The following is a 15540-nucleotide window of genomic DNA, read 5'->3' as shown; positions in this document are numbered from 1 at the left end:
TATCATCTCCTATTTGACTGGAACTTCTTCCATCACATAGGCTTCAATTTCGTCGCCAATCTTGATGTCATTGTAGTTTTCGATTGTGATACCACATTCGAATCCTGACTTAACTTCTTTGACGTCGTCCTTGAAACGTTTAAGTGAAGCAAGTTTACCTTCATAGACAACAATACCATCTCTAATTAAACGAACTCCACTTTCACGAGTGATGCTACCACTATTTACGATACATCCGGCAATTGTACCGATCTTAGAAACATTATATGTTTCACGAACAGTTAAGTTACCTGTAACTTTTTCTTCGTAAACCGGTTCTAGCATACCCTTCATGGCAGCTTCGATTTCATCAATAGCCTTATAGATAACTCTATGTAGACGAATATCTACGTTTTCTTCCTTAGCTTGAACACGAGCTTGAGCTGTTGGACGAACATTGAATCCGATGATAATTGCATTACTTGCTGCAGCTAAGTTAACATCACTTTCAGTAATGGCACCAACGGCTTTATGAATAATGTTTACACGAACACCTTCAACTTCGATCTTCTTCAAACTTCCGGCAATGGCTTCAGCAGAACCTTGAACATCGGCTTTGATGATAACATCAACAGTCTTAAGTTCTCCTTCTTTCATTGTTTCAAACAAGTTATCTAGTGTAACAGGGTTAGTCTTCTTACGTTCAATTTGAAGAGCACGACTTGCACGCTCTTCACCAGCTGCACGAGCTGTCTTCTCATCATCGAAGACAACAAACTTATCAGCTGATTCAGGAACATCATTCAAACCAGTAACCTCAACTGGTTGAGAAGGTGTAGCTTTCTTGATTTCTTTACCGTTGTAGTTAGTCATTGTTCTAACACGACCATACGTATTACCAACAACGATTGGATCTCCAACGTGAAGTGTACCTTGTTGTACCAATAGTGATGCAACTGGTCCACGACCCTTATCAAGTTTAGCTTCAATAACAGTACCAACGGCTTTTTGGTCAGGATTTGCTTTCAATTCCATCACATCAGCTTGTAGAAGTACCATTTCTAGTAATTGATCGATATTTGTTCCGACTTTGGCAGAAATATTAACAAAGATAGTATCCCCACCATAATCTTCAGGAACAAGGTCATATTCCATCAATTGTTCAATAACGTGTTGTGGATTTGCACCTGGTTTATCGATCTTGTTAACTGCAACGATGATTGGATCATTAGCAGCCTTAGCATGGTTGATAGCTTCAATTGTCTGTGGCATAACACCATCATCTGCAGCTACAACTAGAATAACAATATCAGTAATATCAGCACCACGAGCACGCATATTAGTGAAGGCAGCATGTCCTGGGGTATCAAGGAATGTGATCAAACGATCCTTTAATCTTACTTGATAAGCACCGATATGTTGAGTGATACCACCAGCTTCACCAGCTGTAACGTGTGTATGTCTCAAGTGATCCAACAATGTTGTCTTACCATGGTCAACGTGACCCATGATAGTAACAACTGGAGGACGAGGTACTAAGTTCTCTGTATTTGTTGTCTCTGCATCGAAGTATTGATCGATATCAGCAATATCTTCTTGAACTTTTTCTTCAGCATTAATTCCGTAATCAGTTGCCAACAATTCAATTGCATCTTTATCCAATGATTGGTTTTGGTTGATCATAATACCAAGCATGAATAGCTTCTTAACAATTTCAGCTGGTTCACGGTGAATTAACTTACCAATATCTTGAGCGTTCATACCAACTGTATATGTAAGTGTTTCTGGCAATGGACGATCTTTTCTTTGTGGCATTGGCTTCTTAGGTTCAGTTCTTTGACGTTGTTGTCTCTTACGTTCCTTCTTCTTCTTACGAGAACCAAATGGGTTAGCCAAGTTTTGTCTGTGACCAAAGTCACGGTTGTTATTAGTTGGCTTACTCTTCTTATATTCAGGTTTTGGAACTTCAATACTTGCTGGTGATACATTTACCTTTGAAGTTTCCTTTGGCTTGTTGTTTGAAGCAACTGGTCTTCTGTTGTTATTGTTACTACTATTATTGTTTCTGTTATTGCTATTGTTGTTATTGAAACGATTGTTGTTAGGACGGTTGTTGTTATTGCTATTACGATTACCATTGTTGTTATGGTTGTTATTACGGTTATCGTTTGTACGACTGGCATTATTACCATTGCGGTTATTATGGTTGTTAGTTCTAGGACGGTTAGTTGAACGACTTGCTTCTTGGATATTTGTCTTAAATTGTTCTAGATACTTGTTACCAGCACTTTGTCTAGGTCTTGGTGCTTGTTGTGTTTGTGGACGATCACGTCTAACACTGCCATTGTTACGACGGTCACGGTTTTGGGAGTTATTACGGTTGTTCGAATGATTTCTGTTGTCATTTGGACGGTTATTCCCATTATTAGCATTATGATTACCGTTATTATTATTACTTCTATTATTTAGATTAGAAGAATTATTACGGTTACCATTATGATTATTGTTATTATTTCCACGATAATTACTGTTTCCGTTGCCATTATTGTTACGGTTACGGTCAAAGTGTCCCTTATTCTTGTTAGGGTCTCTTCTTACAGCAGTAATTTTGATCTTAGTCTTGTGATCACCACTTTGTTGATGATTTTCACTTGTTTTTTCTTTTGAAGCATTATTTGATGCATTGTTTGAAGATGGTTTAGCAGCAGCTTTTGGAGCTGGTTTTGAAGCAGGTTTACTACCCTTAAGACTACCTACAATCTTCTTTTCACTTGATTCATCGACTGATGACATGTGATTCTTTACATCGATACCTAATTTGGCAGCGGCATCTAATACAACCTGATTTTCAACACTATTTTCTTTTGCAATAGTATAAATTCGTTTTTTGGCCATCCTATCACTCTCCTTAATTTTCCATAATTTCAATTAACCTTCTAGCAATTCCAAGATCCGTAATACCGATAACTTTTCGCTTTTTACCGATTGCATCTTTTAGTTCTTGACTGGTGAAATTGTCAATCAAAGTTACATCATAAGAATTTGTCTTATTAGTCAAATCCTTCTTTGTCCGATCACTACAATCACTTGCCATCACTACTAATTTAACACTTTTATTTCGAATTCCTTGCATGGTTAACTCTGTACCACTAATCATTTTTCCGGCACGTAAAGCTATACCTAAAAAATTTAAAAATGAATTTTTCAATGTTTCTTACCCAAATCACCGAATAGATCCATTCTTGCTTTTTGATGATCTACGAAATCGAATAATTCATCATAGAAATCATCTGGAACTGCATGCGAAAAAACTTTTTCCAAAGTTTTTTTGGACTTTGCTTCTTTAACGGCTTCAGGATCTAGCCCTACATAAGCACCACGTCCAGATTTCTTACCGGTTGGGTCAATGGAAATAGTACCTTCTTTGTCTCTTACAATTCTAACCAATTCTCTTTTAGGGAACATCTTATTAGTCAGAACATCTTTTCTCATGGGTATCTTACGCGTTGCCAAACCCATCACCCCCTTAATCTTGTGAGTCAGTATCAGTATCTGAATCTGAATCTAGTTTTTCATCGATATCATCAATATCTACATCTTGATCGTTATCGTCAACAAATTCAACTTGTGATTCAGGCTTGATATCAATCTTGTAACCTGTTAATTTAGCAGCTAATCTTGCATTTTGACCCTTCTTACCAATTGCTAGTGACAAATGATAATCTGGAACAATAACGATACATTGCTTCTTATCAGTGTCATCAAATTGTACAGCAATAACTTCAGCAGGATTCAAAGCATTAGCAATGAAATCAGTTGGGTCATCAACATAAGGTACAACATCGATGTTTTCGCCGTTCAATTCATCAACAACAGCTTGAACACGCGATCCCTTTGGTCCTACACAAGTACCAACTGGGTCAATATCAGGGTTATCTGACTTAACAGCAATCTTAGTTCTATCTCCAGCTTCACGAGCGATTGAAACAATTTCTACAGTTCCATCATATATTTCTGGAACTTCTTGTTCAAATAGTCTCTTAACCAAACCTGGATCTGTTCTAGATACAAATACTTGAGGTCCCTTTGTAGCATTTTCTACCTTTGTTACATAAACACGGATTCTGTCACGTGAATTATAAGTTTCACCTGGCATTTGATCAGACTTCGACATAACTGCCTCAATCTTACCAAAGTTGATGTATACAAATCTACTATCACTACGTTCAACGATACCTTGAATGATTTCATGCTCGTATTGGCTATACTCATTATAAATGATATCACGTTCAGCTTCACGAACACGTTGCATAATTACTTGCTTAGCTGTTTGAGCAGCGATTCTTCCGAAGTCCTTTGGTGTTACTTCTTCACGAACATGATCGCCAAGTTCATAACCCTTGCTCTTCTTCAAAGCATCTTCAAGTGATACTTCCAAACGGTCATCAACCACTTCATCAACTACTTCTTTAACTGCATAAACATGTATATTACCCTTTTTTGCGTCAAATTCAACCTCAACGTTTTGAGCTTGATTGTAATTACGCTTATAGGCTGCTACTAATGCGGCTTCTAGGGATTCAATAACGTATTCTTTTTTGATACCTTTTTCAGTTTCCAACGCATCTAGTGCGTCAACCATTTCTTTACTCATGCTATTCTCCTTAAATGAGTTCTTAAACGTTCTCTAGAATTCAATTGCGAGTCGAATCTTAGCAATCTTATCTCGTTGGATAACAATTGTTTTCTTAAGATTCTTCACTTTTATTATTAAAGTTATTTGTGTATCAGTTACTTCAGTCATTGTACCTTCGAAAACTTTGTCACCGTCTTGCTTTTGGTACAGTGAAACATTAACATAGGCACCTTCATAGTTTAGAAGGCTTTCGTCGTTTTCCAATGGACGCTCTGCACCAGGTGAAGAAACCTCCAAGTAATAAGCAGGCTCGATCGGATCTAATTCATCAAGCTTCTCACCATACTCTTCACTAATAACGGCACAATCATCAATACTGATTCCACCTTTCTTATCAGCATATACTCGTAAATACCAGTCTCCACGTTCATGAACAAATTCTAGATCGACAAGAAAGAAATCATGTTTCTCCAAAATAGGTTGTAAGATGGCTTTTAATTCATCAATTTGTGTATTCAAAAATACTCCTCCAAAGTAATCGGCAATAAAAAGAGTGAGCATTTCTGCTCACTCATTAATCAATAATTAACTAATAGGTAATTTAACATAGTTTCACAATTAAATCAACCTCTAACGCTTGACGTTAAAAGAGGGAGAGCTGATTTTCATCAGGCATCCCATCCAAAACATGATTTTCAGTCATGTATTCAATGATAGTTTTTGATACCTTACCACGAGTAGACAAATCTTCCTTTGATAAGAAAGGCTGCTCTTCACGTGCTGCAACAATCTGCTTAGCAACGTTATCACCAAGGCCTGGAATGGCATTGAATGGTGCCAGTAAAGTTTTATCATCGACTATTTTGAACTCAAATGCATCGGATTTTTCAAGGTCAACCATATTGATCTTGAAACCTCTTTCTAGACACTCATTAGCAAGCTCTAGAACTGTTAGTAAATTTTTCTCTTTTGTAGATGCGTCCATACCTTTATCGTTGATTTCTTTCATAGCGGTTTTGACAGCATCTTTACCTGTCGTCATCGCAACTAAGTCGAAATCATCGGCACGAACTGAGAAGTAAGCACTGTAATAGTATAACGGATAATGAACTTTGAAGTAAGCAATACGCAAGGCCATCAAAATATATGCCGTAGCATGGGCCTTAGGGAACATATACTTGATCTTCAAACAAGATTTGATATACCAATCAGGAACATTGGCGTCTTTCATATCTTGTTGCCACTCATCCGGAATACCACGTCCCTTACGAACATGCTCCATAATTTGGAAAGCGGTTTGTGATTTCATACCCCAGTGGATCAAATCCATCATGATATTATCACGACAACCAATAACTTCCTTCAAAGTAACAACGCCCTGATCGATCAATTCTTCAGCATTACCTAACCACACATCAGTACCATGTGATAAACCGGAAATTTGTAACAATTCAGCGAAGGTTGTCGGATGAGTTTTCTCCAACATTCCACGAACAAATCTGGTACCGAACTCAGGAACTCCTAATGTACCAGTCTTCGAAAAGATCTGCTCTGGTGTGACACCGAGTGATTCAGTTCCACGGAACAATTCCATAACTTCTGGATCGTCAACCGGAATAGTCAAAGGATCGATACCAGACAAATCTTGAAGTGTACGAATCATAGTTGGATCATCATGTCCCAGAATATCAAGTTTCAAAATATTATCATGAATAGAATGAAAATCAAAATGGGTCGTCTTCCAAGCAGCATTTTGGTCATCAGCTGGATATTGAATCGGCGTGAAATCAAAAATATCCATATAATCCGGCACAACGATAATACCAGCCGGATGTTGACCAGTTGTACGTTTTACACCAGTTGATCCCATTGCCAAACGTTCTTCTTCAGCATTACGCAATTGTTGTCCGGTCAACTCTTCATAATTCTTAACGTATCCAAAAGCCGTTCTATCAGCAATAGTACCGATAGTACCGGCACGGAACACGTGATCTTCACCAAACAGTACCTTGGTATAATTATGAGCTACCGGTTGGTAGTCACCAGAGAAGTTCAAATCAATATCAGGAACCTTGTCTCCCTTGAAACCTAAGAATGTTTCAAACGGAATATCTTGTCCATCTTTTTTGAGTTCCGTTCCACACTTAGGACACTTTTTATCAGGTAAATCAAATCCAGAACCAACTTCACCTTTGGTAAAGAATTCTGAATACTTACATTTAGGGCAACGATAATGTGGTGGCAATGGGTTAACCTCAGTAATACCAGTCATTGTGGCAACGAAACTAGAACCAACAGAACCACGGGAACCAACCAAGTATCCATCTTTATTAGACTTGTAAACCAATCGTTGAGAAATCAAATAAATAACTGAGAATCCATTTCCAATAATACTCTTCAATTCCTTATCCATTCGTTCTTGAACAATTTCAGGAAGTTTTTCGCCATATAACTCATGAGCTTTGTTCATAGTCAGACTGCGGATCTCTTCTTCAGCACCCTCCATTTTAGGAGTATACAATTTGTCCTTAACTGGTGAGATCTCGTCGATCTGATCCATGATTTTTTTAGGATTATCAACGATGATCTCTTGCTCGGTTGCATCATCTAAGAAATCAAACTCATCAAACATTTCATTAGTTGTTCTGAACTGTACATCAGGCAATGTTTGACGAGCCAAAATATTACTCTTGACCGCTTTAATTACAATTTCACGATAAACCTTGTCGTGAGGATCCAAATAGTGGACATCCCCAGTTGCAACAACTGGTTTATTGATCTCTTTACCAAGTTTAACGATATTCTTGAGTATTTCTTCTAGACCTTTTTCATCCTTGATCAACTTTGCATCCAACAAGTGTTGATAAACAGGTTTTGGCATCACTTCAAGATAATCGTAATACTGAGCGACTTCACGAGTATCATCGTAACCTTTTTGCATCATCGTATTAAAGACTTCACCGTCTTTACATGCTGAACCAACTAGGATACCTTCACGGTATTTGTTCAAGAGTCTTCTAGGAACTCTTGCCGTCCGATAATAATATTCAGTCATTGAATAAGAAACAATCTTAAATAAGTTCTTCAACCCAGCCTGAGTCTGTGCTAACAAAATAGCATGACTTGGACGAGCTTGTTTATAAGCTTCTTCCCCACCAACATGATCATTCAATTGCGACACATTTGTAATTTGGAATTTGTCTTCCATCTCTTCGAACAACTTATACATCAAGTATCCAGTAGTTTCCGCATCGGCATTAGCACGATGGTGGTGTTCCAAAACAATATTGTAACGTTTGGCCAAAGAATCCAACTTGTGATTACGATATTCTGAATGGAGTGTTCTGGACATTTCCAGTGTATCGATAACTGGCACAGATACTCGATTAAGTCCCATTCTAGTTAAAGCAGAATTAATGAAACCAATATCAAAAGTAACGTTATGTCCAGCTAGAATATCATCACCAACAAAATCGATAAATTTTTGAATTATTGTCGCTTCATCAGGAGCATTCTTAACCATGTCATCGGTAATACTTGTCAAACTAGTCGTAAATTCTGATAGCGGATGGCCTGGATTAATGAATTCATCGAATGAATCGATCACTTCGCCATCTTTCATCTTCGTGGCAGCGAGTTCGATAATGCTGTCATAAACAGCTGATAGACCAGTTGTTTCCACATCAAAGATCACATATTCAGCCGGATTAAGTTCTTCATCTCGCAAATTGTATGCAATTGGATTTCCTTCATCTACAAGATCAACTTCAACACCGTAAGCAATTTTCACACCGTACTTTTGTCCCGCACTATAAGCTTCTGGGAACGCCTGCAACGCACGATGGTCAGTTATAGCAATTGCTGGCTGACCCCAGTCACTAGCACGTTTGATCAAAGCAGTCGCACTAGGAATTGCATCCATCTGACTCATATTAGTATGTGCATGTAATTCGATACGCTTGTTGTCTTCAGGAGCTTCATCCTGTCTTTCGGAATGCTTGATCACATTAATATCATTAGCCATAATAACTAATTCACGTGAAAAATTATCTTCTTGAATATTACCGCGAACCCTGATCCATGAACCTTTATTCAAGCTCTCAAAGAAGGCTTCGTCATCTTCACCGTTTGAGAATTTCTTAATACTAAATGAAGAAGTATAATCAGTAACTTTCAAGATCAACAATGATCTACCCGACTTTAATTTGCGCACATCGATGTCAAATACATTACCTTCAACTACTTTGTTTCGATCTTCTTCATTAATATCGATCATCTGCATAATTTCAGAATCATCAGGGATCTTACGTCCAACTTTAGAAACGTTAGCCGCAGGTTTTTTAGCTTTTTTCTGAGCCACTTCTTGGACTTTGTCTTGAAAATGCTTAGTCTCTTTTTGCTTAGCCGCTTCCAGTGCCTGAGCTTTTTCCTGACCTTTAGCCTCATCAACGTCGACCCTAATCTTAAACGGAGGGAATCCTAATGATGAATAGGCTTCTTGAATGCTACCAATCAATTTCCCATCCATAAAATCAGCAATGAAACCATTAGAAACAGTCAAAAAGACTTGTCCATTTTCTAATTTTGGTGGATTTTGACTCATTAACTGTGAAACGACCGGTGATCGTTCCTCACAGTTCTCAAGAACATAGTTCCAATAGTCACGGATATTATTTTCACTTAACTGCTCGTTCTTAGAATTGATATCAAAATCAATCGTAGCAATTCCATCAAAGGTATCATTCAATGAATGTACAAAAACTTTGAATTCGTTGAATGGAATGACATCATCGAACATGAAATGAAATGTCCAACGATGAGATTTTTTATGGACCTCTAGTTTCTCCAACTGCGCTGTATTAAATAGTTCATCAGATTCTGCTAAATTATCCAATTTGATTTGTTTAATTAAAATTTTAAAAAGTTGATTATTATCAGACATATCTTACCCTTCAAAAAATAAAAAAAGGCTTAAGCCTCATTACTGATTCTTAAGCAATATTTTTACTGAATTTACTAATTCATCTTTACTTACTTCAATTGTTTCGCCAGTACTTCTGATCTTCAATTCAACTATGTTATCAGCAGCTTTTTTACCAACTGTAATTCTGATAGGCATACCCATTAAGTCTGAATCAGCAAACTTAACACCAGGACGTTCTTTACGGTCATCTAATAAGACATCGTATCCTTCATCTTGAAGCATTGTTACGATTTCATCACTCAATTTTCCTTGAACATCATTATTGTACTTAATTGGAACAACATGAATTTGATATGGTGCTAATGCAACTGGCCAAATAATTCCATTCTCATCATTATGTTGCTCAATGATAGCTGACAAGAGACGAGAAATACCAATTCCATAACAACCCATGATCAATGGATTTGATTTACCATTTTCATCCAAGAAGTTAGCACCGAGTGCTTTAGAGAACTTAGTACCTAGCTTGAATATGTGGCCAATTTCAATCCCACGAGTAAACTTGATAGTTCCATGTCCATCAGGTGACATTTCGCCTTCCTTAATAACACGGAAATCTCTAAATGTTGGTTCTTCATCAGTTATGTCTTCAAAGTTAGCATTAATATAATGTTTGTTAGCTTGATTAGGACCAACAACAAAGTTTGTCAATCCTTCAAGTGAACTATCATACAATACTTGCACATCGTCAGACATACCCTTAGGTCCAATGAATCCAGGAACACTCTTGAACACATCTTTAACTTCGTCAGCTGTAGCCTCGCTTAAGAAGTCTGCACCTAAGTAGTTTTTCAACTTAACGTCGTTAACTTCATAATCACCGCGAATCATGACCAATACTGGCTTTTCATCAGCAATATAAGCAACTGCCTTCATAATTGTAGAAGGTTCAACTTTCAACAATGAAGCTAAAGTATCGATAGTATGGACATCTGGTGTATCAACCAATTCAGCTGTCTTGTGTTCTGCTTGAGGATTATCAGGTAACTTACTTGCTGCCATCTCCAAATTAGCAGAATAATCACTTTCGTCTGAATATGCAATAGTATCTTCACCAATATCAGCGATTGCAGAGAATTCCTTAGAATCTGTACCACCCATGGCACCAGCATCACCAATGATTGAACGATAGTTCAATCCACAAATATCAAAGATATTACGGTAAGCTTGTTCCATTTGATTGAAGATAACATCTAGTTGATCTTTATTAGCAGTAAATGAATAAGCATCATACATGTCAAATTCTCTACCACGTAACAATCCATAACGAGGACGATCCTCATCACGATATTTCATTTGCATTTGATATAAAACTAGAGGAAGTTTTTTATAACTATTCAAACTTTCTTTTACAACACTAGTAAATGTTTCTTCATGAGTTGGTCCCAGTATGAACTCTCTTTCATGACGATCATCGACCTTGAACAAGGTTTGACCGTATGTATCATAACGGCCACTCTCTTTCCATAAATCAGCAGGAATAATTGCAGGCATGCGCATTTCAGCAGCATCCATTTTGTCATTTTCCTTGCGAATAATGTCTTCGATTTTACGAATTACTGACCAAGCAAGTGGTAAGTAACTGTAAATACCAGCAGAAACTTGTCTTACATAACCTGCTCTCAACATCAACTGATGACTAATAGCCTCAGCATCAGATGGAGTTTGCTTTAATGTTGGAATATACAGTTTTGATTGTTTCAAATTTTTATCCCCCTATTTTATGAAAAAGCGTTGGATATCATTCCAAGTTACAGCAACCATTAATAGTACTAAAATGCCGACCCCAATCAACGTAATGACATTCTCATACTCTTCAGGTAATGGTTTTCTTCTAATAGCTTCAATGATATTAAGTAAAATTTTACCACCATCAAGTGCTGGAATTGGAATCAAATTAACGATACCCAAATTCATTGACAACATTGACATGAATAAAATAATACTCAAAATTCCTTGTGATGACACTTGCGATGTCATCGAATAAATACCAACTGGTCCAGATAGTTGATTAATGCTGAATCCACCAGTTACCATCTTGCCTAATACATGAAGTATTTGTACGGTGGTTTGCCAACTGTATGTGAATCCATATTTAATTTTAGCCGCAAAACTATAATCACGAACTGGCATAATGCCTATCTGACCATATTTTTGACCCGATGATTTAATTGTTTTCGGAGTTAATGTGATGTTAGAAACTTTATTACCAGATTTAACCTTGAAATCAGTTTTCTTGCCAGGATATTTTTGAATATTCAATGACAAAGTATTCCAATCATTAGTCTTATGACCATTAACGGCAAGTATCTTGTCATTAGCCTTTAATCCAGCTTTGGCTGCAACACTTCCACTCTGAATCTCACCCAGTTGATTAGTATTTTGTACAACACCGTTCATCATGAAGGCGGCAATAATTGCACAAACGATTGCCAAGATGAAATTATTAAATGGACCAGCAAAATTAGTGATCATTCGCTTCCAAACTGAAACAGATTGCAGTTGCACGTCTCGCGGAGCAATCTGTACTTCAGTTCCATCTTCTTCAACAATCGTAGCATCATGATCTACTGAATAAGTCTTAATAGCTGTTTCGTCACCATTTTCGTATCCTTCGATCGTTAATGCATCAACTAAATCAGCTTTAGAAATTTGAACTGGTATACCATTTGGATCATATACTTTACTAGAAGTAATGATTTTCCTAACTTTTTGTTCATCATTCAAGACTAAAGAGGCCATAGTCCCAGGTTGTATTTCAGAATCGTCTTCTTGTGCTCCGGCCATTCTGACATAACCACCTAGTGGCAATAGTCTCAGTGTATATGTAGTACTATTTTTTCGATATGCGAATAGTTTTGGACCCATTCCGACAGAAAATTCACGGACTAGGATTCCTGACTTCTTCGCTGCGTAGTAATGTCCAAATTCATGAACGATTACCAAAATTCCAAAAACAATAATAAATGTAATTATCGCGGTCATTTTAACCTCCACGAATCGCCTATACTAGGCCAAAAATGTGTAACAAAGGTAAGACAATAAGCATACTGTCAAATCTGTCTAATATTCCACCATGACCAGGTAAAATATTTCCAGAATCCTTTACTTTGTAATATCTCTTATATGCAGATTCAATTAAATCTCCCATTTGTCCGAATACTGAAAGAACAAATGCAATCAATAACATTGATGTCATTGAATATTGTTGTGGTACAAAATACATGTAAATACCAGAAAGGACTAGTGCAGAAACTATTCCACCAATTGTTCCTTCCCACGTCTTGTTAGGACTAATAGCCGGCCATAACTTATGCTTACCGATCTTGCGTCCAAAAGTATATGCAAAAATATCAGTTGACCAAACAACGATCAATGCAAACATCAATAATCCTAGGCCGCCACTAGAGTTTCGTACTGAAGCAAGATAATGGAATCCAGTTCCAATATAAATCATCGAAACTACAGAAACACCAACATCTTCAAAATTAAACTTGTTCTTAGTCAGAACCGTAATTATCAATAGCAAAACCGCAAAAACATAAAATACATCTAAGCGTGTGAAGCTATCGGGTAACCATCCCTTATAAAAGTTCAACGGGACAGCAATTGCTAATGTTCCTAATAGTGTGATCACAAAATCAATTGAAACAATGATTCGTTTTCGCATAATATAAATCTCAAATATACCTACTACTGCTAGTGCTGCTGCTGCAACTTCAAGCCAAATTCCACCTGCAAGTAGAATTGGAATGAAGATTGCTAAGGCAATAACAGCTGTAATTACACGTTGTCTCATAATCTTCCCCCAAATTAAATAGCGCCAAATCGACGATCTCGATCATTAAAAATCTTAATATCCTCAACCAAATTATCTTTTGTAAAATCAGGCCAGTATGTCTTGTCAAAAACCATTTCTGAATATGCCAATTGCCATAATAAGAAATTAGAGATTCTCTCTTCACCACTAGTTCTGATCAACAAATCAGGATCAGCTAAACTTCCCAAAGGACTAGTTAATAGCTGATCCGCAAATAATTTATCATCAATGTCATCTGGACTAATTGAACCATTAACTGCTTCTTTTGCCAAATTTTTTGCCGCATTAACAATTTCTGCACGGCCACCATAGTTGAATGCAAAGTTCAAGACCATACCAGTATTGTCTTTTGTATCTTCCATAGCTTTAAAAACAACTTTTTTTGTTTTTTCTGGCAAATGCTCAGTAAATCCGGTAACTAAGACTTTAATGTTCTCTTTAATTAAGTCTGGCATAAATGTTCCAAAGAAATCTACAGGTAGACGCATCAAAAAGCTGACTTCTTTACTTGGTCTACTCCAGTTTTCCGTAGAAAAGGCGTAAAGGCTCAAGACCTTAACGCCCATATGACTAGCTGCAGTGGCAATTCTTTTGACATTGTTCATGCCTTCTTTATGACCCGCAATACGAGGTTGACCACTGCGCTTAGCCCATCTACCATTACCATCCATAATGATAGCTATATGCTCTGGAACTCTTAATTCAGAACTTAATTCACTACTATTAATCTCTGTCATAAACCATCACTCCGAAGGTTACCCTTCAGTGATTTCCTTTTCTTTGTCTGCAGCAATTTGATTAATGTCAGCTACTGCTTTGTCAGTTACTTTTTGAATTTGATTTTCTAAATCATGTAAGTCGTCTTCTGTAATATCGCTGTTCTTCTCTTGTTTCTTAATATCGTCCATTGCATCACGTCTTACGTTACGAACAGCAATACGTGTTTCTTCAGCTTCCTTACCAACTTGCTTAGCGATTTCCTTACGGCGTTCACCAGTCAATTGAGGAATAACTAATCTAATAACGTCACCATCATTAGCAGGGTTCAAGCCAAGATCTGAAGAATTGATTGCATGCTCAATAGCATCCAAAGCTGATTTGTCATATGGTGAAATCAATAATACACGAGCCTCTGGAATGTTGATTGAAGCAACTTGGTTCAAAGGTACAAGTGTTCCGTAGTATTCTACCTTAACGTTATTAAGAATAGATGCATTAGCTTTACCAGCACGGATATTAGCTAATTCTTTTCTCAATACTTCAATAGATTTGTTCATGTTCTCTTTAGCTTTTGAAACTGCACTGTTTTCAGTCATTACTACCACCCTTTATGATTGTTCCAATGTTTTCACCTTGAACAACCTTTTTAATATTTTCTGGCTCATTTAAATTGAACACTATTAATGGAATATTGTTATCCATTGATAATGATGAAGCAGTTGAGTCCATTACACCTAAATTCTTGTTAATAATATCAAGTTGTGACAACTCATCATACTTCTTAGCATTTGGATCCTTTTTAGGATCAGCTGAATAAACACCATCAACATTATTCTTAGCCATTAAGATAACGTCAGCTTCAATTTCAGCTGCACGTAGAACAGAAGTAGTATCTGTTGAGAAGTATGGATTACCAGTACCACCAGCAAAAATAACTACACGTCCTTTTTCAAGATGACGAACAGCCTTTCTTCTAATATATGGCTCTGCGACTTGTCTCATTTCGATTGAAGTTTGAACACGTGTAGGAACATCCAATTGCTCCAAACCGTCTTGTAAGGCCAAGCCATTCATCACAGTGGCCATCATACCCATGTAGTCTGCTTGGGCACGATCCATTCCCATTTCAGCACCAGTTTCACCACGCCAAATGTTACCACCACCACAAACGATAGCAACTTGGACACCTAGCTCATGAACACTTTTAATTTGTTCAGCAATTTTCTTGATTACTGGAGGGTTGATTCCAAATCCCTTTTCCCCAGCTAAAGCTTCACCGGAAACTTTTAATATAATTCTTTTATACTTGATATCAGGCATAAGTACTCTCCTTTAATTTTGCTACTAAACATTTTAACATAATCGATTACAGTAGATTGTATTAATAACCAATTTTACGTA

At 37.1% G+C, this 15540-nt stretch carries 12 protein-coding genes; all 12 read right to left on the bottom strand.

Annotation, left to right across the window (positions count from 1 at the left end):
• Window positions 1-9: 9 nt before the first annotated feature.
• The 12 genes from infB to pyrH all read right to left on the bottom strand — a co-directional run bounded on the left by infB (window position 10) and on the right by pyrH (window position 15459).
• Complete coding sequence (gene infB / locus U8519_RS01320; protein WP_334328526.1) at window positions 10-2874, bottom strand: translation initiation factor IF-2; 2865 nt, start codon at window positions 2872-2874, stop codon at window positions 10-12.
• A gap of 13 nt (window positions 2875-2887) precedes the next feature.
• A complete protein-coding gene (locus U8519_RS01315; RefSeq protein WP_334328525.1) occupies window positions 2888-3187 on the bottom strand; it encodes a L7Ae/L30e/S12e/Gadd45 family ribosomal protein in 300 nt (99 codons plus the stop codon).
• Window positions 3184-3492 carry an RNase P modulator RnpM gene (gene rnpM, locus U8519_RS01310; protein WP_334328524.1) on the bottom strand — a complete coding sequence of 103 codons (309 nt, stop codon included), beginning with the start codon at window positions 3490-3492 and terminating at the stop codon, window positions 3184-3186. Before rnpM ends, U8519_RS01315 begins: the two co-directional genes overlap by 4 nt.
• 13 nt (window positions 3493-3505) lie before the next feature.
• Window positions 3506-4633: a transcription termination factor NusA gene (nusA, locus tag U8519_RS01305; RefSeq protein WP_334328523.1), complete on the bottom strand. Its 1128-nt coding sequence runs from the start codon at window positions 4631-4633 to the stop codon at window positions 3506-3508.
• A 33-nt stretch (window positions 4634-4666) separates the two neighbouring features.
• Window positions 4667-5134, bottom strand: a complete 468-nt coding sequence (gene rimP, locus U8519_RS01300) for a ribosome maturation factor RimP (RefSeq protein WP_334328522.1) — start codon at window positions 5132-5134, stop codon at window positions 4667-4669.
• Window positions 5135-5258: 124 nt separating this feature from the next.
• Window positions 5259-9557, bottom strand: coding sequence for a PolC-type DNA polymerase III (locus U8519_RS01295; protein WP_334328521.1), 4299 nt, complete (start codon window positions 9555-9557; stop codon window positions 5259-5261).
• 39 nt (window positions 9558-9596) lie between these two features.
• Window positions 9597-11303: a proline--tRNA ligase gene (locus U8519_RS01290; protein ID WP_334328520.1), complete on the bottom strand. Its 1707-nt coding sequence runs from the start codon at window positions 11301-11303 to the stop codon at window positions 9597-9599.
• A 12-nt stretch (window positions 11304-11315) separates the two neighbouring features.
• The gene (rseP, locus tag U8519_RS01285; protein ID WP_334328519.1) at window positions 11316-12584 is read right to left on the bottom strand and encodes an RIP metalloprotease RseP; all 1269 of its coding nucleotides are present in this window, start codon (window positions 12582-12584) and stop codon (window positions 11316-11318) included.
• Window positions 12585-12603: 19 nt separating this feature from the next.
• Window positions 12604-13398, bottom strand: a complete 795-nt coding sequence (locus tag U8519_RS01280; protein ID WP_334328518.1) for a phosphatidate cytidylyltransferase — start codon at window positions 13396-13398, stop codon at window positions 12604-12606.
• Window positions 13399-13412: 14 nt separating this feature from the next.
• A complete protein-coding gene (locus U8519_RS01275; RefSeq protein WP_334328517.1) occupies window positions 13413-14156 on the bottom strand; it encodes an isoprenyl transferase in 744 nt (247 codons plus the stop codon).
• An 18-nt stretch (window positions 14157-14174) separates the two neighbouring features.
• Window positions 14175-14735 (bottom strand): ribosome recycling factor, encoded by a 561-nt coding sequence (gene frr / locus U8519_RS01270; RefSeq protein ID WP_334328516.1) that lies wholly within the window; start codon window positions 14733-14735, stop codon window positions 14175-14177.
• Window positions 14728-15459, bottom strand: a complete 732-nt coding sequence (gene pyrH, locus U8519_RS01265; RefSeq protein ID WP_334328515.1) for a UMP kinase — start codon at window positions 15457-15459, stop codon at window positions 14728-14730. The genes frr and pyrH overlap by 8 nt, the downstream gene beginning before the upstream one ends.
• Window positions 15460-15540 lie beyond the last annotated feature (81 nt).

This window comes from Companilactobacillus sp. HBUAS59699 (assembly GCF_036913575.1).
Classification (GTDB): Bacteria; Bacillota; Bacilli; order Lactobacillales; family Lactobacillaceae; genus Companilactobacillus.
The sequence above is the reverse complement of the archived record's forward strand: the minus strand, read 5'-3'. Positions and strand labels throughout refer to the sequence as shown.

What these genes read in the sequence shown, in the direction of transcription:
- U8519_RS01295 (WP_334328521.1), bottom strand. Translation starts at nt 9,557, where the DNA reads ATGTCTGATAATAATCAACTTTTTAAAATTTTAATTAAACAAATCAAA.
- rseP (WP_334328519.1), bottom strand. Translation starts at nt 12,584, where the DNA reads ATGACCGCGATAATTACATTTATTATTGTTTTTGGAATTTTGGTAATC.
- pyrH (WP_334328515.1), bottom strand. Translation starts at nt 15,459, where the DNA reads ATGCCTGATATCAAGTATAAAAGAATTATATTAAAAGTTTCCGGTGAA.
- frr (WP_334328516.1), bottom strand. Translation starts at nt 14,735, where the DNA reads ATGACTGAAAACAGTGCAGTTTCAAAAGCTAAAGAGAACATGAACAAA.
- U8519_RS01275 (WP_334328517.1), bottom strand. Translation starts at nt 14,156, where the DNA reads ATGACAGAGATTAATAGTAGTGAATTAAGTTCTGAATTAAGAGTTCCA.
- U8519_RS01280 (WP_334328518.1), bottom strand. Translation starts at nt 13,398, where the DNA reads ATGAGACAACGTGTAATTACAGCTGTTATTGCCTTAGCAATCTTCATT.
- infB (WP_334328526.1), bottom strand. Translation starts at nt 2,874, where the DNA reads ATGGCCAAAAAACGAATTTATACTATTGCAAAAGAAAATAGTGTTGAA.
- nusA (WP_334328523.1), bottom strand. Translation starts at nt 4,633, where the DNA reads ATGAGTAAAGAAATGGTTGACGCACTAGATGCGTTGGAAACTGAAAAA.